Here is a 24,073-nt window from a genome sequence, read left to right on the forward strand (position 1 = left end):
CGTCGGCCACAGGCAACGCACACTCACCGCCGCCGCTAACTAAGTAATGCCCGCCCCCTCCTCATCGCGCCTAACGTGAGCGCGATTGTCGCCGCAAGATCAGCCAGGAACCGCTACAGCCAGGGTCTGCGCGCTGAGGCCCACGGGCGACCTCGCGTATTTCTCAAGGCCAAGGAGTGCCCATGAAAGACCTCGTTCCAACCGAAAACAGCGGATTACTAGCGCAGCTGGCCACCGGCCCGTCCCTGCGTGAAGTGGCTTGCACCACCTTGCGTGCGGCGCTGCGCGAGCTGTATCCGGAGCTGGATATCAACCCGGACCTGGCCATCGTCAACGCCCCGCAATGGCTCGAACTGGGCGGCGACATCATCCCCGCCAAGCCGGCAACGGACACCCTCACCGGCGCCCTGACACGCAGTGCAATCTCCCGCGTGCCCGTGACTTACCTTGATCGCGAACACTACCTGGCGTACCCCTCAGGCAATGGTCCCGATGTGCACCTGCCCGTCAGGATCGACGCGATAGGCCGACTGATCAATGAGCTCGCGCCGTTGCTGTTCGTGGCCTTCCAGGAGCAACAGATAGATTTCTGGAACCAGAGCGCAGGCACCACCGGCCCACGCTGGCAGCTATTTGCCCAGTCGCTGCGCGATGTGTGGAACGTGCAGGAGGTTCATGGCTGGAACGCCGACGACTGCGCCGTGGCACGGGCGGTGTTCCACTGTCCCGAGTTCATCAAGCGCCAGCCCCACGACCCGTACGCGACACGCGCCTACCTGGTGGACATCGATGCGCAGGACGCCAGCGGCGCCCAGCACATCAGCGTTACGGCCATGGCCGTACTGATCGCGCATCACGGTGAACAGACCATCATCCTCAGCTACTCGATCGATACCGGCTATGCAAAATTTGCCAGCCTGGAGGCCTTCGGCCAGGCACTGCTGCCCTATATCGCCGACTTGCCCGGCAAAACCCTGAACTGGCGCTTGCTGGAACCGGACGGCAACTTTTTCGAACACCAGGCCTGCAGCCTGATCAGCTTGCAAATCGAAGCCATGGGCGATCTCGACCTGGCCGATGCGGCCCCCAAATCGCTGTTGCCCGCCCGCGCTATCGGCATGCAAGGGGCCGAGCTGGCGCGTCTCGATCAGTCGCGTATTGGCACCACGCGACGGGCATTGCCGGCCTGGCTGCTGCAGGCCTCGGAAACCGATCAGTCAGCCTACGGGCGCTACATGATGGACCTGGCCGCGCTGAGCCTTCAAAGCGACGGCAAGACCTTCATGGACGAACTGCCAACCCTCACCGACTTCACCCGCACGGCCTTGCGCACGGCGCTCATCAAGGACCATCCGCAGGCCTCATCACTGGATCTGGACCGCGTGACAATAACGATCACCAGCCAAGTCGTGTGGGGGACCGTCGCGCTGCCTGGCCAGACGCAAACCCTGACCTTGAGCCTGGTCGAGCTGGCCTTGCAAAACCTCGTCGCGCTGCCGCTGGGCAACAAGACTGTGAGTTACCAGGACGGCAGCCCGACACCCGCGTGGATGACCGCAGACTACCTGGAGCAACTGGTCACCCAGGCAGACATCGGCAAGCACTACCCCGAGCGGGTCAACACACTGCTGCTGGCCAATCCCGAGCAAGCCTTGCGGCGCCAACAGTTGTACGCCGGACAACTGAGCCTGCAACTGCCCTTGCTGGCGCTGCAGTACAAGATTCGAGGCCTGTTCGACGTTGACGAACAGGGTTATCGCTACGTCCACGCGGTCATGGCCAGCAGCGCGCAACACCGCCGAGTGGATGGCGTCACCGTGGTAATCCGGCCGCTGACACTGCGCCCCCGGTGGCGCGTGAGCGGCGCCACCGACAGCGTCGATAACATGTTTCTCATTGGGCCGCAGGACCCTGCGAGTGGCCCTTGTCTGTTGTATCGACCATTGTCCAACGAACCCTTGGTGCAGTTTCCTTCACAGGCCAACCTGCTTTACGCCATCAAGCAGGACACGCCGTTACGCCAGTCGGTACTGGCCTGGTTGCCCGACGCTGTGCGCCAGGATTACGCCCAGTTTGTCTTCCCCGGCAGCGTGCCTTCACCCTGGGTCCTGCCGACGCTGCTCAGCGAGCCGGTGAGTTCGATGGTGATGAGCGGCCCGATTGAGTTCGGCACCCAGGCGCTGGGCGCGGACTGCCTCGCGGTGCTGTACAACGCCAACGCCCGCGCCCTGGTGACACTGGCCGACCGTCAATCGGTGTCCAATGCCGAGGCTCGCTGGGAAAGCTTCAAGCATGCAGGCTGGATTGTTCTGAGTGCGGCGCTGCCGTTCATGGGCCGCACCGCGGGCGCCGCAGCCTGGATCTGGCAACTCATGGATGACCTGCAGCAGGTTATCGAGGCCCGGCAAAGCGGCGATCAAACGGCGGGCGTGAGTGCTGCCGTGGACTTTTTTCTGACCCTGGGCATGGCCCTGGCGCTGCACATCAGCCTGCAGCGCGCGCCGGCGCGTGCGCCTGAAAAACGCCCGCCGCCGGCAGCGTCGTTACCGGCCAAACCGCCGATCATCCAGCACCCCACGCTCGACACCGCGCACCTGCCGACTGACCATGACATCAACCTCCACACCCGCGGCGCCCTCACGCGTAACCGCAACAGCCTGGACGCGACACTGGACAGTTTCAGCCTGGCCAAACCTGCAGGGCTGGGCGACATAATCACCCAGCCCGGCCCTCATCTGCACCTCTACCCCAAGGGCCAGGCGTGGTACGTCCCGGTGGCGCAGCGCTGGTTCGAAGTGACGCTCGATGAAAACGACACCGTGCTGATCATCGACCCCAAAGACCCGAACCGCGAAGGCCCGGCCTTGATTGGCAACCGTCTCGGCCAATGGTTTGTCGACACCCGGTTGCGCCTGCGCGGCGGCGGAATGCGCAGTCGGCGACAGAAAGGCCAGCGCCTGAGGCCGCCGAAAATCCGCGAACTGCGTGAGCAACTGGCAGCCTTCGACACACAGGTCGAACAACGACGCCAGGACATGATGGGTTTGCAGCAGGCCATCGATCACGCGCCACCGGCCGATCGCGCAGAGGCCCGCACCACCTACCTGACGCACGTCAGCAGGCGCCTGGAAGAATTGGACGTACCGATTGCCCAGCTCAAATCGCTGAACATTCTCGATACCGTGCCGACGTATCAGGAAGCCATGCTGGGCTACCTGCATGACCAGATGATCCTGGCGCGAAGTGCCACCGCCGAACAGATGATCCGCTTTCGAGACGGCCTGCACACCGTGTCTGAATACCTGGACAACGAGGACTTGCCAGACACCCCGATGGCCCTGGAAGACTGCCGTGCCGTCGACGCGTCGACCCAGGCCATGGTTGAGCGCATCAGTTACCTGCAATCACGGTTCAAGGAGGCCCGCGCCCTGGGGGTCAAAGGCGTGGAACTGGTGCTGCGCCACGAACAAGTGCTGCCCAAGATAACGCTGGATGACCTCAAGGCATTCCGGATCACCCTGTCACGCTTCCTCTGCGTGAATGAAGCCGCCTCGGCCAGCAAAGACACTGCCCGTTCGGTGATCGCCCAGATGGTCGACCGGGCGGAACTGGCGGTACAGAGCCTGTGCGAAGCCTTGCAGCCAGACAATCTGGCCACGCTGGATGAACAGATCGAGGTCCTCGACAGCCTGGTAGACCAGTTCACTGGCCTGGATCAAAGCCTGGCCGATTTGCCGGCCGATTTTCCACTGGACGTGCATCGCCCGGCCCTGGAGACCTTGCAGCAGCTCACCGAAGAGTTCGCCCAACGGGCGGTCAAGCAAATGACCACGCTGCTGCGCGAGCGCAAGGCCCTGGAGTCGGCAATTGCCGGCCCCTCCGCGCCTGTGCCCAGACCGCAGAAAAAGGTGATCAAGACCCGCTTCCAGGGCATCGTGGTCGGCGAAGAACGCCCGCCACAACGGGGAGAACCGACCCCGCTGGTGGAGGTCAAGCAAGCACTGACCGGCAAGGTGATTGCTCTGTTTCATAAAAAGGACGGGGTATGGGTTGAGCGTGAGCGTACGGGGGCGCGGCCCACTGCGCGGGCGCAGTCGCGAAACGTGGCCGCCGGTATCGCCAGTGCTCAGGCGCTGCTCGACGATGTCGAACAGTTCATCACGCGCACCCAGCGCCTGGCCGGCGAGGCAAGACGCCTGCCCGTGGAGATTGAAGAGCGTTTCCACCGCCGCGCCGCGCAGCTGGCCCAGGCCGGCGAGGACATTGAGGAGGCATTGACCGCCAGCAATATGACCGAAAGCGGCTCACCGTCGGCCGCCTTGATCAACCGCAGCCTCGATGCCGCGATCAAACGCCTCTACGCCGAGGGCCTGCGCACCCGGCTCGACATGCTCAAGCAGCGCCCACCGACGGCCGCGCATGTCGAACTGCTTTACCGTGAAAACGAGATCATCATCAAACCGCTGCCAGGCCCACGCAGCAAGCTTTCCGGCCGCCACAAGGGCTATTTGAAGGAGTACGAAATCCTCGACGCCAAACACTCGAATGCGCTGTGGTACGCCCACTTTCACTACAAGGACCTGGTCAGTCCCGAGGAGGCCTACACCGCCGCGCACCTCAAGACCCAATCGCAGCGGCGTCTGGGCGGCAAGTATGAAGCGCCGGCCAAGGCCGATGACCGCGACAACATCGCGGTGTACCGCAGTGAGATCGGGCCGTTGCTGGCGCGATCACTGTTCTTCAAGACGGCCGCCTTGCCGGTGCCCCGGCGCTGAAGGTGGTGGCTGACAACCCCAGGCGCGGTACAACCGCCCAAGCGCCTGCGCGATGCTCGCCGGCGGCACGGCGGCAAACCCCAAGACCAGCCCGGCGCGCTGGTCGGGAGCAGTGCTGGAGTCCGGCAGCCAATAGGCGCTCAAGCCATTGACCTCGACCCCCACGGCGTGGGCCTGCGCCACCAGTTGCTGTTCGCGGGCGAGGCTGTCCACTCGCACCGTGAGGTGCAAGCCTGCCGCGACAGTGGGCAGGCTGCTCACGCCCGGCAGCTCACCGGGCCAGCCGCTCAACAGCGCGTCACGCCGGCTCAGCGCAGCGCGTCGCATACGCCGGATATGCCGCTGAAAGTGCCCCGCCGCCATGAACTCCGCCATCACCGCCTGGGTACTGACCTCCGAGTGGCGCATGTCGACCGCACGGCGCCGCGCAAACGAATCCACCAGGGCCGGCGGCAACACCAGGTAACCCAGACGCAACGCGGGAAACGCCACTTTGCCGAATGTGCCCACGTACAGCACCCGCCCCTTGCGATCCAGCGCGGCCAAGGGCGACAAGGGTGCGCCGCTGTAACGGTACTCGCCGTCGTAGTCATCCTCGATGATCCAACCGCCCGTGCGCTCGGCCCAGGCCAGCAGTTCAAGGCGGCGGGCCAGGCTCATGACCACGCCCAACGGGTACTGGTGGGAGGGGGTGACATACGCCACGCGACAATCGCTCAGGGTATTGAGCACCTGGCAGTCAATGCCCTCGCCGTCCACGGGTACGCCGTGCAGGCGCCCACCGGCCAGGGCAAACGCGTGACCGGCGGCGCGGTAGCCCGGATTTTCTACCGCCACGCCATCGCCCGGCTCTACCAGCAACTGTGCACAAAGGCTGATTGCCTGTTGCGCGCCGCAGGTGATCACAATTTGCTCAGCCGCACATTGCATGCCCCTTGAGCTGCGCAAATAAGCGGCAATCAGACCGCGCAGGCGCGCGTCACCCGCCGGGTCGCCGTAGCACAGCTGCTCAAGGTCCGGTTTGCGCCAAAAAGCCCCATTCAGCTTGGCCCAGACCTCAAACGGAAACAGATCAAAGGCAGGCACACCCACGCGAAATGCCCGTGGCGGCCCCGACGGAGGCTGGGACAGATGGTTGGTTTTTACCCGCGCCAGGCTGGTGCTGTGGATAACTTCATGGTCCAGATCTTCCGGCAAATCCGCGCATTTTGTGGATAAGGCTGGGGATAAGCCTGTTGAAAACCCTGTGGATACTTTTGTGGATAGTTTTTTCGGCGTGGGCAACTGGGCAACGTAGGTGCCGTCGCCAACGCGGCTCTCGATAAATCCCTCTGCATACAGCTGGTCATAGGCGCGCACCACACTGTTGCGGGAAATCGACAACGCCGCCGCCAGATCACGGGTGGCGGGCAATCGCGTGCCGCTGACCAGCCGCCCGTCCAACACGCGCTGGCGCAGGGCGTCATACAGCTGGCGCGTCAAACCCAGGCGGCGATCCAGCTCAATCCCAGCGGGGTTGAATGACAGCGGCGGTGTGATAGGCGACATATTGGACCTATGAAATTGGTGCCAGTTGGCTCTTACAACAGACCAATAGCCTGCCTAGGATGCAGGCATTCGCCAAGGAATATTTCCATGTACACACCCCGCGCCTTTGCCCTCGACGATTTGCCCGAACTGCAGCAACTGATCCAGCACACTCGCCTGGCGCAGTTGGTGACTTTTGGCGAGCAGGGCCTGCAGGCCAGTCACCTGCCGCTGCTGCTCAACCCCGATCAAGGCCCGAACGGTACGCTTTACGGGCACATGGCCAAGGCCAACCCCCAATGGCGCGACCTGCAAAATGGCAGCGAAGCCCTGGTGATCTTTGCCGGCGCCGACGCCTACATCAGCCCGGCGTTTTACCCGGCCAAGGCCGAGCACGGCAAAGTGGTGCCCACCTGGAATTACATCGCCGTGCATGCGTACGGCAAGGCCGAGGTATTTGCCGATGCCGAGCGCTTACTTGCGGTGGTCACGGCGCTGACCGATCGCCACGAAGGCAACCGCGCCCAGCCCTGGAGCGTCAGCGATGCCCCCGCCGACTACATTGACGGCATGCTCAAGGCCATCGTCGGCTTCGCCCTGCCCATCGAGCGCCTGATCGGCAAACGCAAACTCAGCCAGAACCGCAGCCAGGCCGATATCAACGGCGTGCGCGAGGGCTTGGCCGCCAGCATTGATGTGCGCGATCAGACGCTCGCGCGCTTTATCCCTCAAGGAGGCACAGAATGAGCCAGATCGATATCCGCCCCGTCACCGCCGGCGACCATGCCGCCTGGCTGCCACTGTGGCAGGCGTACTTGAGGTTCTACGAAACCCAATTGCCCGACGCCGTCAGCCAAAGCACCTGGCAGCGCCTGATCGATGCCAGTGAGCCGACCCATTCCGCCCTGGCCTGGCAGGACGGCAAGGCGGTGGGCATGGTCAACTTCATCTACCACCGCTCCAACTGGAGCATTGAAAATTCCTGCTACCTGCAGGACCTGCTGGTGGAGCCGGCCCAACGCGGCAGCGGCGTGGGTCGCAAGCTGATCGAGTTTGTCTACGCCACCGCCAAGGCTGACGGTTGCTGCAAGGTCCACTGGTTGACCCACGAGACCAACGCCACCGCGATTCAACTCTACGAACGCATTGCCGAACGTCCTGGCTTTATCCAATTTCGCAAAGGTCTTTAAGGAGCCCCGCATGCCTATCTCACCCGCCGACTGGAAAGGCGTTCCCGCGCCCACCGTTCAAGTGCTCGAAGGGCGTTTTATCCGCCTGGAAAAACTCGACCCCGCGCGCCATGGCGATGGCCTGTTTCGGGCCCTTGAAGGCGCGGGCGCCGATCCGAAGCTCTGGGACTACTTGCCTTACGGCCCCTTCCCCGAGAGCGCCGCGTTTGATGCCTGGCTCACCAACCATGCCCAGCACAGCGACCCGTATTTCTTCAGCGTGATCGACCGCCAGAGCGGCGAGGTGCAAGGCATCCTCAGCCTGATGTCCATCGTCCCGGCCCAGGGCCGCATCGAAATCGGCCACGTGACCTTCGGCGCGTCGATGCAACGCTCGCCCAAAAGCACCGAGGCGGTGTACCTGCTGGCCAAATACGCTTTCGAGCAGGGCTACCGTCGCCTGGAATGGAAGTGCAACAACGCCAATGCCCGTTCCAAATACGCGGCGCAGCGCTTGGGCTTCAGCTTTGAAGGCGTGTTCCGCCAGCACATGGTGGTCAAGGGACAGAACCGCGATACGGCGTGGTATTCGATCCTGGACTCGGAATGGCCAACCGTTGGGGCGGGGTTTGAAGCGTGGCTGTCCGAGGCGAACCAGCGTGGTTCTGGCCAACTGAAAACACTGGCCGAGTGCCGGGCCTGATTCTCAGCCACAACACAAAACCACTGTGGGAGCGGGCTTGCTCGCTCCCACAGTTGATCTGCTGCGGGCCCACTGCTGTCATCTCTCCGACACATTCCTGCAACCCCCCTTCGCTATACAGGTCGACTCGTTTCCATAACAAGGTCGTCCGTCATGCCCCCGTCGCCCCACCGCCTCGCACTCGCCATCACGTTATTGGCCAGCGGCCTTGCTGAAGCGGCGCCTGCGCCGACCAAAACCGTGCAGATCGACACGCCCACCTCCACGGGGCAAACCCTGACCGGCAGTGATTCGTTGACCACCACAGCGCCGGGCAGCCTCACTACCTCCGGCGTGGCCGTCACGCTCAAGGACGGCACCAGCGGCGCGGGCGTGGTGATCACCAACGCGGGCAAGTTGGTCTCCAGCGGCGGGCGCGCTATCGACAGTTCGGGCACGCTCACCGGGGCGCGCAACTACAGCGTCTACAACCTCGCGGGCGGTGTGATCCAGGGCGCCAATGACGCGCTGCGTATCAACAGCAATTTTGCCAGCGGCAGTTTGTTGATCGACAACAGCGGCACCATTCGCTCAGCCACCGGCCAAGGGCTCGACCTGGATGCGATCCGCAGCGCCAACGTGACGACCACGATCATCAACCGCGCCGGTGGGCTGATTCGTGGCGATGCCAGTGACGGCATGAAGACCGGCGCCAACGCGAACATTACCAACTACGGCGAGATCTCCACCGGCGACACGTTCTCGCGCGATGACAAATTCGACGGCGTCGATATCGACTCCGCCACCGGTGTGACGGTGACCAACTACGGCCTGATTTCCGGCGGTCGCCATGGCATCACCACTGACCTGGGTGCGTCGCTGACCAACTACGGCACGGTGATTGGCCGCAACGGCTCGGGCTTTGGCTCCGACGGCGACGGCACGGTGATCAACCACGGCACCATCACCGGCGCGTTCTCCGGGTTACAGCCGGATGGCGACGGCGATGGCGTGGACATCGACAAAATCGCGCATATCGAAAACTACGGCATCATCCAGGGCATCGGTGCCGGCGGTGTCGACAAAAATGGTTTTGCCAACGGCAGCGAAGGCATCGCCCTGGGCGGCGGCTATGTGTACAACGCCAAAGGTGCGCGGGTCAGCGGCGCCAACAACGCGATCCTGGTGGACGACGGTAGCGACGGCCCGGGCGTTGCCGCGACCACCCTGGAAAACCACGGCGTCATTCAGGGTCTGAATGGCTTTGGCGTGAAGTTTGTCGGCAACTTTGCCGACACCGTGATCAACGGCGGCACCATCAGCGGCAGCAATGGCCTGGCTCTGGATCTGGGCGGCGGCGATGACACGCTGGTGTTGCTCAATGGCAGCCGCTTTGTCGGCCTGGTGGATGGCGGCGCCGGCTACGACCGACTGAGCCTGGATGATGCTGCAGGCGGCAGTTTCGGTGACAGCCGTAACTTCGAATGGCTGGCCGTGAAACAAGGCACCTGGACCCTCACCGGCAGCGGCGATTTCAGCGACGGCGGCGAGATTTACAGCGGTGCCAAACTGATCAACCAGGGTGGCATTGCCGGTAACGTGACAGTCGATGCCGGCGGTATTTACGCTGGGGGTGGCTCGGTGGGCAGCCTGGTGGTCAACGGCACGCTGCAAACCAATACCGCACTGGGCACCGCCACCATCGCCCGCGACTTGACGATGGGCAGCGGCTCGACCCTGGCCTATGGCGTGAATGCCGATGGCAGCAGCGCGCCGATCAAGGTAGGCGGCACGGCCAACCTCAATGGCGCGACGCTGGCAATCAACCCTGCCAGCGGCACGTACCCATGGCAGAGCCATTACACCGTGCTGCAAGCCGGCAGCATCACGGGTCAATTCGGTACCGTCACCAGCGACTATGCATTCCTCACGCCGAGCCTGGATTACAGCCCGACTCAAGTCGGCCTCACGTACACCCGTAACGACATTGCCTTCAATCAGTTCGCCAGTACCGGCAACGGCGCCAGCGCGGCTAACAGCCTGGCAGGCCTGGGCACTCACAATCCGCTGTATAACGCCTTGCTCTCCACCACCACCGCCACGGCAGGTGCAGCCATCGAGCAATTGGCCGGCAGCAGCACTGCCAACCTCACTGGCGCCACCCTCGGCGCCAGCGCCCAAGTAGGCAACAGCATGCTTGCGGCGATGCATCAATTGGGCGGCGGCGCGGGCTTGATGGTCGGGCTTGATCAGCGCGACACCCCAGTGCTCGCCGCCAGCGGCGTACCCAGCGAGGCGCGCAACCTCAATGACCCGAACGCGCGCGGTCGCCTGTGGCTGCAGGGCATCGGCAGCTACGGCAAGCTCGATGGCGAGCACGGCAGCAACGGCCTGACCCAACGCACCAAAGGCACGGTGCTGGGGGCCGATTGGGCCCTCGACAGCGACTGGCGCGTGGGTTTGCTGGGCGGCTATTCGAAGACCGACCTGGACACCTCCGGCGTGGACGGCAGCGTCGACAGCTGGCACGCCGGCGTCTACGCCATGCGCCAGAGTGGGCCTCTGGCCTTGCGCCTGGGCGCGGCTTACAGCGGGCACCAGGGCGACAGCAAGCGCACGGTGGCCTTCAACGGTTTCAACGACCGCCCCAAAGGCGACTATGACGCCAACAGCCAGCAGGCCTTTGCCGAACTCGGCTACGCCATGGGCAGCGGGCACCTGAGTGCCGAGCCATTCGCCAACCTCGGCTACCAGCGCTACCAGCGTGACAGCTACAACGAAAAAGGCGGCGCCGCCGCGCTGCATGTCGACGGTCAGACCCAGGACAATTTCAGCAGCACATTCGGTTTGCGCCTGGCGCACCTCAGCCAACTGGATAACGGCATCAGCCTCACGCCCCGTGTCAGCGCCGGCTGGAAGCACACCTACGGCGATGTCGACAGCAGCACGCGTCAGGCTTTCCTGGCCGGCGGCACGGCGTTCAATGTCGAAGGCAGCGCCCTGGACCGCAATAGCCTGCTACTCGAAGCCGGGCTGGACGTCGGCTTGTCGGCGCGCCACAGCCTAGGCCTGGGCTACACCGGCGAGATGGGCAGCAACAGCCGCAATCACGCGTTGGTCGGCCAATGGCAGATGAGTTTTTAATCGCTCAGCACTAAAGACAACTCCCGCGAATCAGGGGTCGGTAGCCTGACAGTTATCGCCCCGTCATCTCGCTAAATTCCCGGCCTCTTATTCCATGAGGCTGGATTTACATGTCACTTGCACAAAAACAGTTCGCTATAGCCCTTACCCTCATGCTGGTGGTCACTGCTGCTCCGTTTGCACAGGCGCAGAGGAACCTGGAGCACGACAGCGACTGGCTTAACGAGATCCCTCTGGGCGACCTGCCCGCCGTGCACGACCGCGCGCATCCCGCGCCTGGCGATGAGTTCTACTTCGTCGAGCATGCCACCACCCATAACGGTAAACAGGCGGCGATCATGCTCGATTACGCCATTGATCAACTGTTGGAGTCTGGCGCGCTGGGCAAGCGGGAACAGGATGCACTTGAGCACCTGGGCAGTTACCTGAGCAGCCTGGCGCAAGGCAACGTCGGCGCGGTGCTTGAGCAATTGGCGGGCAGCCAGCATGCCAACCTGGGCACCGCCACCCAAGACAGCCTGAAACAGCTGAACGCCAACCTGCTGTCGGCGATCCGCGAGCTGAGCGGCCAGACACGCGAAGGCGCTAGGGTGTGGCTCAACGGCCTGGGCAACAGCGGCAAGCTCGACGACCAGCGCGGCAGCGCCGGTTTGCAGCAACGCACACAAGGCTTGATGGTCGGCGCCGACTGGTCGATGGACACCGCCTGGCGCGTCGGCGTCATGGGTGCCAAGTCAGGCAGCAACCTGAACGCCAAACGTTTCAAGGCCGAACTGCAAAGCTGGCACCTGGGCGCCTATGCCCTGCGCCAGGACGGCCCGCTGGCACTGCGCCTGGGGGCGATTTACAGCCACCACGACGGGCGAAATAAACGCAGCGTCGACGTCGATTTCCTCAACTTGCGCAACCAACTCAAGGGCAAGTACAGCGCTCAGAGCCAGAACGCATTCGTCGAGTTGGGCTATCAGCTGGGCGGTGCCGCAATCAGCATCGAACCCTTTGCCGGTCTCGGTTGGCAGCGCTATCACCGCGACAGCTTCACGGAAAAAGGTGGCGTGACAGCCCTGAACGTCGGCGAACAAACCCAACAGAACCTGGGCAGCACCTTCGGCCTGCGCCTGTCGAGCCTGTATGCCCTGGGCAATCAGATGAGCCTCACGCCCCACTTGAGTACACGCTGGCAGCACCTCTATGGCGACGTCAGCAGCACGGTTCGCCAATCTTCGGCATGGGATAAACGCGATGATTTCGACAGCGGCTTCACCCTCAAAGGCACCGCCCTGGATCGCAACAGTCTGGGCCTGCGCGCCGGTCTCGACCTTGCACTGTCGGCCCAACACACGTTGGGCCTGACCTACACCGCTGACGTTGGCAGCAACAGCCGCAATCAGGGGTTGATGGGCCAATGGGCCATGGGCTTTTGACCCACGCTTTATTTCAGGCGAAAAAAAAGGGGGGCACCTGCCCCCCCGAGGATTAAGCGGTCGTCTTGAAGGCTGTTATTCAGCCTTCGATTTCAATCAGGATTTCGCCAGGGTTGACCCGGTCGCCCTTGGCCACATGAACGGCGCAAACTTTGCCGGCAATCGCGGCCTGCACTTCGGTTTCCATCTTCATGGCTTCGGTAATCAGTACGGCCTGGCCAGCCTTGACCACGTCGCCTTCCTTGACCAGCACGTCGACGATATTGCCCGGCATTGCCGTGCTGACATGGCCCGGCTCGGTCGCGTGCTTGCGCTTGCTGCCGCCGCTGCTGACGAACTCGTTGAGCGGTTCGAACACCACTTCTTCGGGCATGCCGTCGATGGACAGGTAGAAGTGGCGCTTGCCTTCGGCCTTGACGCCAACCCCGGTGATATCCACGCGGTAGCTTTCACCGTGCACGTCGATCACGAACTCGGTCGGCACGCCTTCGCCACCGGCCCGCGCTACGCCGCCGGCCTCAGGAATCGGCAACAGCACTTCCGGGCTCAAGGTGCCGGCGTCACGCTCCTCAAGGAACTTGCGCCCGATGTCCGGGAACATTGCGTAGGTCAGCACGTCTTCTTCGGACTTGGCTAACGTGCCGATTTCGCCGCGCAGCTTGGTCATTTCCGGCTTGAGCAGGTCAGCCGGGCGGTGGTCGATCACCTCTTCGCTGCCGATGGCCTGGCGGCGCAGTTTTTCATTCACGGTGCCTGGCGCCTTGCCGTAGCCGCCTTGCAGGTAGAGCTTCACTTCATTGGTGATGGTTTTGTAGCGCTCGCCGGCCAGCACGTTGAAGAACGCCTGGGTGCCGACGATCTGCGAGGTCGGGGTAACCAGCGGCGGGAAACCGAGGTCTTCACGCACGCGCGGGATTTCGGCCAGCACTTCGCTCATGCGGTTCAGCGCGCCCTGCTCTTTCAATTGGTTGGCCAGGTTGGAAATCATCCCGCCCGGCACCTGGTTGACTTGTACGCGGGTGTCGACCGCCGTGAATTCGCTTTCGAACTGGTGGTATTTCTTACGCACGGCGTAGAAATACAGGCCGATTTCCTGCAGCAGCTCCAGGTCGAGGCCGGTGTCGAACTCGCTGCCTTTGAGGGCGGCAACCATCGACTCGGTACCTGGGTGGCTGGTGCCCCAGGCGAAGCTGGAGATGGCGGTGTCGATGTGGTCGGCACCGTTTTCGATGGCCTTGAGTTGGCACATCGCGGCCAAACCCGCCGTGTCGTGAGAGTGGATAAAGATCGGCAGGCTCTGCTCGGCTTTGAGCGCCTTGACCAGCTCGCCCGTGGCGTACGGCGTCAGCAGGCCGGCCATGTCTTTGATGGCGACCGAGTCGCAGCCCATGGCCTCCATTTGCTTGGCCTGGGACACAAACGCGTCGATGGTGTGCACCGGGCTGGTGGTGTAGGCGATGGTGCCTTGGGCATGCTTGCCGGCGGCTTTCACCGCTTCGATGGCCACGCGCAGGTTACGCACGTCGTTCATGGCGTCGAAGATGCGGAACACGTCGATGCCATTCACGGCCGCCTTGGCGACGAAGGCTTTGACCACGTCGTCGCTGTAGTGGCGGTAGCCCAGCAGGTTCTGGCCGCGCAACAGCATTTGCAGGCGCGTGTTGGGCAATGCGGCGCGCAGTTTGCGCAGGCGCTCCCACGGGTCTTCTTTGAGGAAACGTACACAGGCGTCGAAGGTCGCGCCGCCCCAGACTTCCAGCGACCAGTAGCCGACTTTGTCGAGCTTGTCGCAGATCGGCAGCATGTCGTCGGTGCGCATGCGGGTCGCCAGCAACGATTGGTGGGCGTCGCGCAGGATGGTGTCGGTTACGAAGATCTTTTTAGTCATTGGAATATTCCTCACAGGCCTGCGTGGGCGGCGATGGCGGCGGCGATGGCCAGGGCCAGCTCTTCGGGTTTGCGCTTGATCGAGTAGTTGGTCAGCTCAGGGTGGCTTTCCACGAAACTGGTGTTGAACTGGCCGCTGCGGAATTCCGGGTTGCGCAGGATTTCCTGGTAATAGGCGGCGGTGGTCTTCACGCCTTGCAGGCGCATGTCGTCCAGGGCACGCAGGCCACGGTCCATGGCTTCTTCCCAGGTCAACGCCCACACCACCAGCTTCAGGCACATGGAATCGTAGAACGGCGGGATGGTGTAGCCGGTGTAGATCGCCGTGTCGGTACGCACGCCGGGGCCGCCGGGTGCGTAGTAACGGGTGATCTTGCCGAAGCTGGGCAGGAAGTTGTTTTTCGGGTCTTCGGCGTTGATGCGGAACTGCAACGCGAAACCACGGTGCTGGATGTCTTCCTGTTTTACCGACAGCGGCAGGCCCGAGGCGATGCGGATCTGCTCACGCACGATGTCGATGCCGGTGATTTCCTCGGTGATGGTGTGTTCAACCTGCACCCGAGTGTTCATCTCCATGAAGTACACCTCGCCCTCGGCGAGCAGGAACTCTACGGTGCCGGCGTTCTCGTAACCCACGGCCTTGGCTGCGCGCACCGACAGGTCGCCGATGTAGGCGCGCTGTTCCGGGGTCAGCTGCGGGCTTGGAGCGATTTCGATGAGCTTCTGGTTGCGACGCTGGATCGAGCAATCACGCTCGAACAGGTGCACCACGTTGCCAAAGCTGTCACCGAGGATCTGCGCTTCGATGTGCTTGGGATTGACGATGCATTTTTCCAGGAACACTTCCGCCGAACCGAAGGCCTTGGTGGCTTCGGAAATTACGCGAGGGAAGGCTTGTTCGAGTTCTTCGCGGCTGTTGCAGCGACGGATACCACGCCCGCCGCCACCGGAGGTGGCCTTGAGCATCACCGGGTAACCAATGCGGTCACCTTCGGTGAGGGCTTCGGCGATGTCGGCAACGTTGCCTTCGGTGCCGGGGGTCACCGGTACGCCGGCCTTGATCATGCTGCGGCGCGCTTCGGTCTTGTCGCCCATGCGGCGAATCACTTCGGCCGACGGGCCGATGAATTTGATCCCGCGTTCGGCGCAGATGTCTGCCAGTTCGGCGTTTTCCGACAGGAAACCGTAGCCGGGGTGCAGCGCATCACAGCCGGTTTCCACGGCCAGGTTCACCAGCTTGCGCGGGTTCAGGTAGCCGGCCAGAGGCTCGGCACCAATGCTGTGGGCTTCGTCGGCACGTTTGACGTGCAACGCATGGCGGTCGGCGTCCGAGTACACCGCGACCGAGCGAATGCCCATCTCGGCGCAGGCACGCACGATTCGTACGGCAATCTCACCACGGTTGGCGATCAGGATCTTTTTTATCACTTGGAAATTCCCTTGAGCCGATTGCTGCGTCTTCAACCCGCTGAGTCCGGGTCGGCGCGTGACCAAATGTTTCATGACAGTCGCGAGACACACACTAGGCGCAACGGAGGATTAACAAAAATCAATAATTATTGGGTTGTGTATAAGTAAACACTTATAGTTGGCCGAACAGCCTGGGGCTAGAGGATTCAAATAATGCGTAAGTCATTGATGCGTATGACATTACGTCAGTTGCAGATTTTCAACGAAGTCTGTGATTTGCGCTCCTACAGCCGTGCCGCCGAGGAAATGTCCCTCACACAACCGGCCGTAAGCCTACAAATTCGTCAGCTGGAAGAGCTGATCGGCCAGCCGCTGTTCGATTACGTCGGCAAAAAGCTCTACATGACCGAGGCCGCCGAAGCCTTGCAGCGCGCCAGCCGGGATATTTTCGGGCGCCTGGAAAACCTCGATATGCAGCTGTCGGACATGCAGGGCTCGCTGCAGGGCCAGCTGAAGCTGGCGATCGAATCCAGTGCCAAATACTTCGTGCCGCACCTGTTTGCCGCCTTCAAGCGTCAGCACCCCGAGGTGCAGTTGCACCTGACGGTGGTCAATCGCGCTCAAGTGATTCGAAGGCTTTCAGACAACCGTGATGACTTGGTGATCATGTCCATGGTGCCGCAGGACATGGGCCTGGAATTTCTGCCGTTCCTGAACAACCCGATTGTCGCCGTGGCGCCGCTCGACCACCCCTTGAGCCTTCAAGGCCCGCTGCGCCTGCAGGACCTGGAACCGTACACGCTGCTGGTGCGCGAGCCGGGTTCCGGCACGCGACTGGCCTGCGAGGAGTACTTCAAGGAAAAGCGCGTGCATTTCACCCAAACGGTGGAAGTGGCCTCGGCTGAGGCGCAGCGTGAATGCGTGAGCGCGGGGTTGGGCGTGGCGCTGCTGACGCGCCACGCGATCAACCTGGAACTGGCCACCGGCGGGCTCAAGGAGCTGCCGGTGGAAGAACTGCCGCTGTACCGCAGTTGGTGCCTGGTGCAGGCCAAGGCCAAGCGCCTGTCACCGGTGGCCCATGCGTTCCTGGGCTTTATCCGCAGCGAGCGGGTGCAGATCAGCGCGTTGGCTGAGCGTTTCGCTGGGCAGCCGCGGGTGCCTGCCAGTGGAGTTCAGGGTAGTCCGTGATGCTCTGGAGCAATTGGCGCTCTTCGCAACGGTCTTCGATTGCGCGACGAAACGCCATGCGGCGCTGGTCTTCTTGCTGACGACGGGTTTTGACGGTGCTGCTGTCTTCGTATTGCCGGGCCATGTTGAGTCTCCCAATGCGAGTACGGGGAGGTCAGGATGGGCGCGGCGGATGACGGTTTGGCGGCGTGGGGGTTACAGGACGATGAATATTCCGAAATTGAAGGAGATTCCCTGTGGGAACTGGCGTGCCTGCGATGCAGGCACCGCGGTTTTTCAGTTAAACCGAGATGACGCCATCGCAGGCAAGCCAGCTCCCACATTTGGACCGGGTGCGACCTTGAATCAGTCGTCGAGGGCTTTGACCGATTTTGGCGAGAGACGCAGGCTGCGCAAGCTGCGCTTCACGCTCTTGAGGTGGTTGACCAGGCTCGGGCCGCGCGCCATGGCCACGCCCATCGCCAGCACGTCGATCACCACCAGGTGGGCGATGCGCGAGGTCAGCGGGGTGTAGATTTCGGTGTCTTCGTGCACGTCGATCGCCAGGTTGACCGTCGACAGCTCTGCCAATGGCGTCTGGCTTGGGCACAGCGTGATCAGCGTCGCGCCGCTTTCACGCACCAGGTTGGCGGTGATCAGCAAGTCTTTGGAGCGACCGGACTGGGAGATGCAGATCGCCACATCCGTCGGCTTCAGCGTGACCGCCGACATCGCCTGCATGTGTGGATCGCTGTAGGCCGCTGCAGTGAGCAGCAGGCGGAAGAATTTGTGCTGGGCGTCTGCAGCAACGGCGCCCGACGCACCGAAGCCGTAAAATTCGACGCGCTGGGCCTGGGACATTGCGGTCACGGCCTTCTGCAACTCCACCGGGTCGAGCTTTTCTCGCACTTCCATCAGGGTGTGCAAGGTGGTGTCGAAGATTTTCAGGCTGTAGTCGGCGACGGAATCGTCTTCGTGAATCGCAAATTGCCCAAAGCTCGCACCCGCCGCCAGGCTCTGGGCCAGCTTGAGTTTCAAGTCCTGAAACCCGGAGCAACCGATGGCGCGGCAAAAACGCACGATGGTCGGCTCACTGATGCCCACGCTGTGGGCCAGGTCGGCCATGGAACTGTGCATCACGGCCGCAGGGTCAAGCAGCACGTGATCGGCAACCTTGAGTTCCGATTTGCGTAACAGGTGGCGCGACTGGGCGATATGTTGCAACAGGTTCAAAGGGCAGGACTCTTGTTATTGGCAGGCGCCAGGGATGTAGCAAGCTTGTAGTTATACTACAAGAATTGCCGTTTTGCCCGTCCGATGCATCACTAAATCGCCCTGATGCCCTTTGAATCAGCGGGCAGCCGCCGTGTAGCCACACAGGCGGGCTGGCCGTCTTTAAGGAAAGTCTGCATTTTTGCGTAACAAATCTGCCAGCCCCTCGGCCTCCACCGGCCGACTGATCAGATAGCCCTGCACCTCGTCACAGCGCTCCCCTCGCAGGAAATCCAGCTGCTGCTGATCTTCCACGCCTTCGGCCACCACCTTGAGCGCCAGCCCATGGGCCATGGCGATGATTGCACGCGTAATCGCGGCGTCCTCACGGCCCTGGCCCAGGCCGCGAATAAACGTCTGATCGATCTTCACGTAATCCACGGGAATACGCTTGAGGTAGCTGAGGGACGAGTAGCCGGTGCCAAAGTCGTCAATGGCCAGCTTCACGCCCAGGTCGCGCAGTTGCTGGAAGGTGGCAATGATGTGCTCGACGCTGTCGAGCAACTGGCTCTCGGTCAGCTCCAATTCGAGGTATTGCGGGTCAAGGCCGGTTTCTTCGAGCACCTGGCGCACCAGGCTGACCAACTTGCCCTGGCGCAACTGGTGCACGGAAAGGTTCACCGACACCCGAATCGGCGCCAACCCCTGGCGCTGCCATTCACACGCCTGCCAACAGGCTTGGCGCAAGACAAATTCGCCCAGCGGCACGATCAGGCCTGTTTCTTCGGCCAGGCCAATAAAGTCCCCCGGCGGCACCATGCCCCACTGCGGATGCTCCCAGCGAATCAGCGCCTCGGCGGCGTTCAGCTTGCCCGTGGCCAGGCACAGTTTCGGCTGATAGAACACCGTGAGCTGGCGTTCGTCGATGGCCTTGCGCAAGTGGTTCTCCAGCTGCAAACGCTCAAGCGTGCTGGCTTGCAGGCTGTCGGTGTAGAACTGGAAGTTATTGCCGCCCAGGTGCTTGGCATGTTGCATGGCCATGTTCGACTGACTGACCAACGCGGAAATTTCCCGCGCATTGTCCGGCAGCAAGCTGACACCCATTGAGGCGCTGACCACCAACTCATGCCCGTCTACCGTCACCGGCACCCGCAGCTTTGCCAGCAGCCGCGTGGCCACTCGCGCCAGGCTCGACAGGTTGCCGTAGGCGTCGAACAGCACGGCGAACTCATCGCCGGACAGACGCGCAATGGTGTCAGCCTCGGGCAACGCGTTGATCAGACGACGCGCCATTTTCTGTAACAGCTGGTCGGCGACTTCATGGCCCAGGCTGTCGTTCAGCAACTTGAAGCGGTCCAGGTTGATATGCAGCAACGCCAGGCTACGCCCGCCCTGACGCACACGCGCATGGGCTTCGCGCAGTCGCTCGCGGAACAGCGAACGGTTGGCCAGGCCCGTCAACTCGTCATAGTGCGTGAGGTAGCGCATGCGCTCCTCAGACTCACGCCGCGCCGACAGATCAGCGAAGAAGCCCACAATATGGCTGACATTTCCGCGAACATCGCGCACCACGTTCAGTTGCAGCCATTGGGGGTACAGTTCGCCATTCTTGCGTGTTTCGACCAGCTCGCCCTGCCAGGTACCGTGGCTGAGCAGGGCCTGGCGAATCACCGGAAAGTGACGACGGGCGTCGCGGCTGCTGGGCAGTTCCACGACGTTGCGGCCGAGCATGTCGTCGATTTCAAAGCCGGTGACACGGCTGAAAGCCTGGTTGACGGCGATCAGCGCATAGTTCGGGTCAAGAATCACGATGCCTTCGCTGGCCGCCTCGAACACGGTCGAGGCCAGCCGCTGCTGTTCTTCCAGGGCCTTGCCGGCGCTGATGTCGCGGCGGGTGCCGAGCATGCGCGTTACCCGCCCACTGGGCGAACGCTCCACGGCGCGACCGCGGTCTTCGATCCAGACCCAGTGACCGTCGCCGTGGCGCACGCGGTATTCAACCTGATAGTCCTCGGTACGGCCTTTGAGATGCTCCACCAGTGCGCGCTTGAGCAGCGGCAAGTCGTCGGGGTGCAGCCGCGGCTTGAGGTGGCTGAGCATTGCCGTGACGTATTCAGGTTCCAGGCCGAACAACTCTTTGAGCTGAGTGTGGTGGACTTCGTCGGTTTGCAGGTTCCAGTCCCACAGCCCCAGTTCGCTGGCCTGCAGCGCCATGGCCAGGCGCGCTTCACTTTTGTTCAGGGCCAGGCTGGCGGCGTCCAGTTCCTGGTTGCGTTGCGCCACGCGGTCTTGCAGACCGATCTGGGCCTCGCGCAGGTCCTGTTCGACCTGGCGGCGCTGCTCGACTTCGCGCACCAGCTCCTGATTCAACTGCTCGCTGCGCTGCTGCGCCTGCTGTAAATGCTCGATCAGCGCCTGGTTCTGAAAGCGTCGCAGCAGGCCACGCTGGATCAGGCGGTTGACCTGCCACGCCACCAGGCTCAAAGAGCCCAGCAGGATCAGGCCAAGCACGCCCCAACCTTGCTGCTGCGCCGTGCCGTTCCAAAACAGATAGAGGATGGCCGGCACCAGACACGGCACGGCAAAGGACAGGAACGCGGGCAGGCTCACCGCGTAGGCGACGCTGGCCGACAGCGTCGCGGCGCCGATCAGGCCGAACACCCAGGCCTGCTGCATGAAGCTGTCCGCGGGCACCAGCGCAATCGCGGCGGTGGCTAACGTCAGGCCACTGACCGCCGAGCCGAGCATGAACATGCGCCGCCAGATCGGTTGGGCCTGGCGGCTGGGCATGGCCGAATCAAACGCGGCCACCTGGATAACGCGCAGGGCCACCAGGGCGAGCAGCCAAACCAGCCACACGCTGTCCAACAGATATTGCTTGGGGTTCCACAGCAACCAGGCGCAGACCAGGCCGTTCACCAACATCAATAAAGTCGGCAGCAATGAGCCCTGGTACAGCAGGCGAGTTCGTTCGACCGCCATCTCGGTTGCGTAACGTTTACGAATGATCTGCGCAGGCGCCGCCGAGGGGCCGAACAGGTCAGGACTGAGAGTCATAGGCAGTGTTCTTATAATGGTGAGCCCGAAACGTGCACGGAGCATACACAAGCAAACGCTTGGGCCAAACTGCTCCAAGTCATAAAAACCGCGCGATAATCCGCCGCAAAACTCGGAGCCAGACAGCTTGAGCGAGGTGCTGCGCGGGCTGTGGCCTATGACCGACCGGTCATCAGCCCCGCCAGAATGTTTGTCCGGCTCCAAACACGCCCGACGTTTTCGAGTGACCACCCGGCATTGGGATTTGCCCCACTCCCCCGGGCACCCTAGAATGCGCCGATGCGCGATGATCTCTCCCTTTTGCTGAACTCCCTCAACGATGCCCAACGTCAGGCCGTAGCAGCCCCCGTTGGCCGTCAGTTGGTCCTGGCCGGTGCTGGCTCCGGTAAAACCCGAGTGCTGGTGCACCGTATCGCCTGGTTGATCCAGGTTGAAAACGCGTCCCCGCATTCCATCCTGTCGGTGACCTTCACCAACAAGGCGGCTGCCGAGATGCGCCACCGCATCGAGCAGTTGATGGGTATCAGCCCGGCCGGCATGTGGGTGGGCACCTTCCACGGCCTGGCGCACCGCTTGTTGCGGGCGCATTGGCAGGAAGCGGGGCTGAGCCAGACCTTCCAGATCCTCGACAGCGATGACCAGCAGCGCCTGGTCAAGCGCGTGATCCGCGAGCTGGGCCTGGACGAACAGCGCTGGCCCGCGCGTCAGGCGCAATGGTTTATCAACGGCCAGAAAGACGAAGGCCTGCGCCCGCAACATATCCAGGCCAGTGGCGATTTGTTCCTGGCCACCATGCGCAGCATTTATGAAGCCTACGAGGCCGCCTGCGTGCGTGCCGGCGTGATCGACTTCTCCGAGCTGCTGCTGCGCGCCCTCGACCTGTGGCGCGACAACCCTGGCTTGCTGGCGCATTACCAGAAGCGCTTCCGGCATATCCTGGTGGACGAGTTCCAGGACACCAACGCCGTGCAGTACGCCTGGTTGCGCTTGCTGGCCAAAGGTGGCGACAGCCTGATGGTGGTGGGCGATGACGACCAGTCGATCTACGGCTGGCGTGGCGCGAAAATCGAGAACATCTACCAGTACTCCGACGACTTCCCGGACGCGATCACTATCCGTCTGGAGCAGAATTACCGCTCCACCGCCGGCATCCTCAAGGCTGCCAACGCACTGATCGCCAATAACACCGGGCGCATGGGCAAAGAGCTGTGGACCGACGGCGGCGAAGGCGAAGCGATCAACCTGTACGCCGCGTTCAACGAGCACGATGAAGCGCGTTATGTGGTGGAAACCATCGAAAGCGCGCTGAAAACCGGGCTGGCGCGTAACGATATCGCCATCTTGTACCGCTCCAACGCCCAATCGCGGGTATTGGAAGAAGCCCTGCTGCGCGAACGTATTCCGTACCGCATCTATGGCGGCCAACGCTTCTTCGAGCGTGCGGAAATCAAGAACGCCATGGCGTACCTGCGCTTGCTGGAAGGCCGTGGCAACGATGCGGCGCTGGAGCGGGTGATCAATGTTCCGGCGCGTGGCATCGGTGAGAAAACCGTCGAGGCCATCCGCGACCACGCGCGCCACGCCGATGTGTCGATGTGGGAAGCCATGCGCTTGCTGATCGCCAATAAAGGCCTGACCGGCCGCGCTGCCGGTGCCTTGGGTGTGTTCGTTGAGCTGATCGAGAACCTGGCCGCCAAATGCGCGGAAATGCCGCTGCATTTGATGACCCAGACCGTGATTGAGCAATCGGGCCTGATCGCCTATCACGAAGCGGAAAAAGGCGAGAAGGGCCAGGCGCGGGTAGAAAACCTTGAAGAACTGGTCAGCGCCGCCCGCGCGTTCGAAAACACCGATGACGATGAAGAGCTGACGCCGCTTGCTGCCTTCCTCGGGCATGCGTCGCTGGAAGCCGGTGATACCCAGGCCGATGAGCATGAAGACAGCATCCAGCTGATGACCTTGCACAGCGCCAAGGGACTGGAATTCCCGTATGTGTTCCTGGTGGGCATGGAAGAAGGCCTGTTCCCGCACAAGATGAGCCTGGAAGAGCCCGGCCGCCTTGAGGAAGAACGCCGCCTGGCTTACGTGGGTATCACCCGTGCCATGCAGAACCTGGTGATGACCTACGCCGAAACCCGACGCCTGTACGGCAGCGAGACCTACAACAAGGTGTCGCGCTTCGTACGTGAAGTGCCGAAGGGACTGATCCAGGAAGTGCGCCTGTCCAACAGCGTCAGCCGCCCGTTCGGCGGCGGCCAGCAGCAAAATTCCAGCACCCTGTTTGCCGGCTCCGAGATTCCGGAAACCCAGTTCAGCCTTGGTCAGCAGGTCAGGCATTCGGTGTTCGGCGAAGGCGTGATCCTCAACTTCGAAGGCGCGGGTGCCCAGGCGCGGGTGCAGGTGAATTTCGCCGAAGGCAGCAAGTGGCTGATGATGGGTTACGCCAAGCTCGAAGCGATCTGAGACACTGCATGCTCACTGTCAGGCGCCCGGCTAGCCGGGCGCCTGCAATGTGAAGAATCGTGCCCCTCCCTTGTTTTTCGCCCGCTCGGGCCAATATCTGTAACTAGTCCTACAGACCCTTCGGAATTGGTCTTACGTAAAAGCCCGAAACATTAT

Annotated in this window: 14 protein-coding genes; 8 read left to right on the forward strand and 6 right to left on the reverse strand. The window is 62.5% G+C overall.

All coding sequences use genetic code 11. The features are described from left to right. Positions 1-182 precede the first annotated feature (182 nt). Positions 183-4,775: a dermonecrotic toxin domain-containing protein gene (locus ABWL43_RS28895; protein ID WP_404486022.1), complete on the forward strand. Its 4,593-nt coding sequence runs from the start codon at positions 183-185 to the stop codon at positions 4,773-4,775. Here ABWL43_RS28895 and ABWL43_RS28900 read toward each other — a convergent pair. After that, on the reverse strand, positions 4,731-6,323 hold the full coding sequence (locus ABWL43_RS28900; protein WP_404486024.1) for a PLP-dependent aminotransferase family protein: 1,593 nt from the start codon (positions 6,321-6,323) through the stop codon (positions 4,731-4,733). The two genes, ABWL43_RS28895 and ABWL43_RS28900, sit on opposite strands and share 45 nt — an antisense overlap. Positions 6,324-6,410: 87 nt before the next feature. Here ABWL43_RS28900 and ABWL43_RS28905 point away from each other — a divergent pair, with 87 nt between their 5' ends. From ABWL43_RS28905 to ABWL43_RS28925, 5 genes are all read left to right on the forward strand, one after another. Next, the gene (locus tag ABWL43_RS28905; RefSeq protein WP_145158274.1) at positions 6,411-7,049 is read left to right on the forward strand and encodes an FMN-binding negative transcriptional regulator; all 639 of its coding nucleotides are present in this window, start codon (positions 6,411-6,413) and stop codon (positions 7,047-7,049) included. Continuing rightward, on the forward strand, positions 7,046-7,492 hold the full coding sequence (locus ABWL43_RS28910) for a GNAT family N-acetyltransferase (RefSeq protein ID WP_404486026.1): 447 nt from the start codon (positions 7,046-7,048) through the stop codon (positions 7,490-7,492). Before ABWL43_RS28905 ends, ABWL43_RS28910 begins: the two co-directional genes overlap by 4 nt. 10 nt (positions 7,493-7,502) lie before the next feature. Further along, positions 7,503-8,174 (forward strand): GNAT family N-acetyltransferase, encoded by a 672-nt coding sequence (locus ABWL43_RS28915; protein WP_404486028.1) that lies wholly within the window; start codon positions 7,503-7,505, stop codon positions 8,172-8,174. A gap of 153 nt (positions 8,175-8,327) precedes the next feature. Next, positions 8,328-11,297: an autotransporter domain-containing protein gene (locus ABWL43_RS28920; RefSeq protein WP_404486030.1), complete on the forward strand. Its 2,970-nt coding sequence runs from the start codon at positions 8,328-8,330 to the stop codon at positions 11,295-11,297. Positions 11,298-11,407: 110 nt separating this feature from the next. Continuing rightward, a complete protein-coding gene (locus ABWL43_RS28925) occupies positions 11,408-12,721 on the forward strand; it encodes an autotransporter domain-containing protein (RefSeq protein ID WP_404486032.1) in 1,314 nt (437 codons plus the stop codon). A 79-nt stretch (positions 12,722-12,800) separates the two neighbouring features. Here ABWL43_RS28925 and oadA read toward each other — a convergent pair whose 3' ends face one another. Next, positions 12,801-14,609 (reverse strand): sodium-extruding oxaloacetate decarboxylase subunit alpha, encoded by a 1,809-nt coding sequence (oadA, locus tag ABWL43_RS28930; RefSeq protein WP_404486034.1) that lies wholly within the window; start codon positions 14,607-14,609, stop codon positions 12,801-12,803. A gap of 11 nt (positions 14,610-14,620) precedes the next feature. Further along, the gene (locus tag ABWL43_RS28935; RefSeq protein ID WP_003213442.1) at positions 14,621-16,036 is read right to left on the reverse strand and encodes an acetyl-CoA carboxylase biotin carboxylase subunit; all 1,416 of its coding nucleotides are present in this window, start codon (positions 16,034-16,036) and stop codon (positions 14,621-14,623) included. A 195-nt stretch (positions 16,037-16,231) separates the two neighbouring features. Here ABWL43_RS28935 and ABWL43_RS28940 point away from each other — a divergent pair, with 195 nt between their 5' ends. Next, positions 16,232-17,206: a LysR family transcriptional regulator gene (locus tag ABWL43_RS28940; protein WP_145158288.1), complete on the forward strand. Its 975-nt coding sequence runs from the start codon at positions 16,232-16,234 to the stop codon at positions 17,204-17,206. Here the strand turns inward: ABWL43_RS28940 and ABWL43_RS28945 are convergent. The 3 genes from ABWL43_RS28945 to ABWL43_RS28955 all read right to left on the reverse strand — a co-directional run bounded on the left by ABWL43_RS28945 (position 17,136) and on the right by ABWL43_RS28955 (position 21,454). Continuing rightward, positions 17,136-17,330 (reverse strand): PA3496 family putative envelope integrity protein, encoded by a 195-nt coding sequence (locus ABWL43_RS28945; protein WP_145158291.1) that lies wholly within the window; start codon positions 17,328-17,330, stop codon positions 17,136-17,138. The genes ABWL43_RS28940 and ABWL43_RS28945 overlap by 71 nt on opposite strands. A gap of 221 nt (positions 17,331-17,551) precedes the next feature. Continuing rightward, entirely contained in the window at positions 17,552-18,418 is an 867-nt protein-coding gene (gene hexR / locus ABWL43_RS28950) for a transcriptional regulator HexR (protein ID WP_010168370.1), read from the reverse strand. Between the two features lie 162 nt (positions 18,419-18,580). Then, complete coding sequence (locus tag ABWL43_RS28955; protein ID WP_242201224.1) at positions 18,581-21,454, reverse strand: GGDEF domain-containing phosphodiesterase; 2,874 nt, start codon at positions 21,452-21,454, stop codon at positions 18,581-18,583. 279 nt (positions 21,455-21,733) lie between these two features. On the opposite strand from ABWL43_RS28955, the gene uvrD reads away from it, so the two are divergent. After that, positions 21,734-23,917 carry a DNA helicase II gene (gene uvrD / locus ABWL43_RS28960; protein WP_242201227.1) on the forward strand — a complete coding sequence of 728 codons (2,184 nt, stop codon included), beginning with the start codon at positions 21,734-21,736 and terminating at the stop codon, positions 23,915-23,917. The last annotated feature ends 156 nt before the right edge of the window (positions 23,918-24,073 follow it).

Origin of the sequence: Pseudomonas sp. HT11 (genome assembly GCF_044875395.1) — a bacterium.
Lineage (GTDB): Bacteria > Pseudomonadota > Gammaproteobacteria > Pseudomonadales > Pseudomonadaceae > Aquipseudomonas.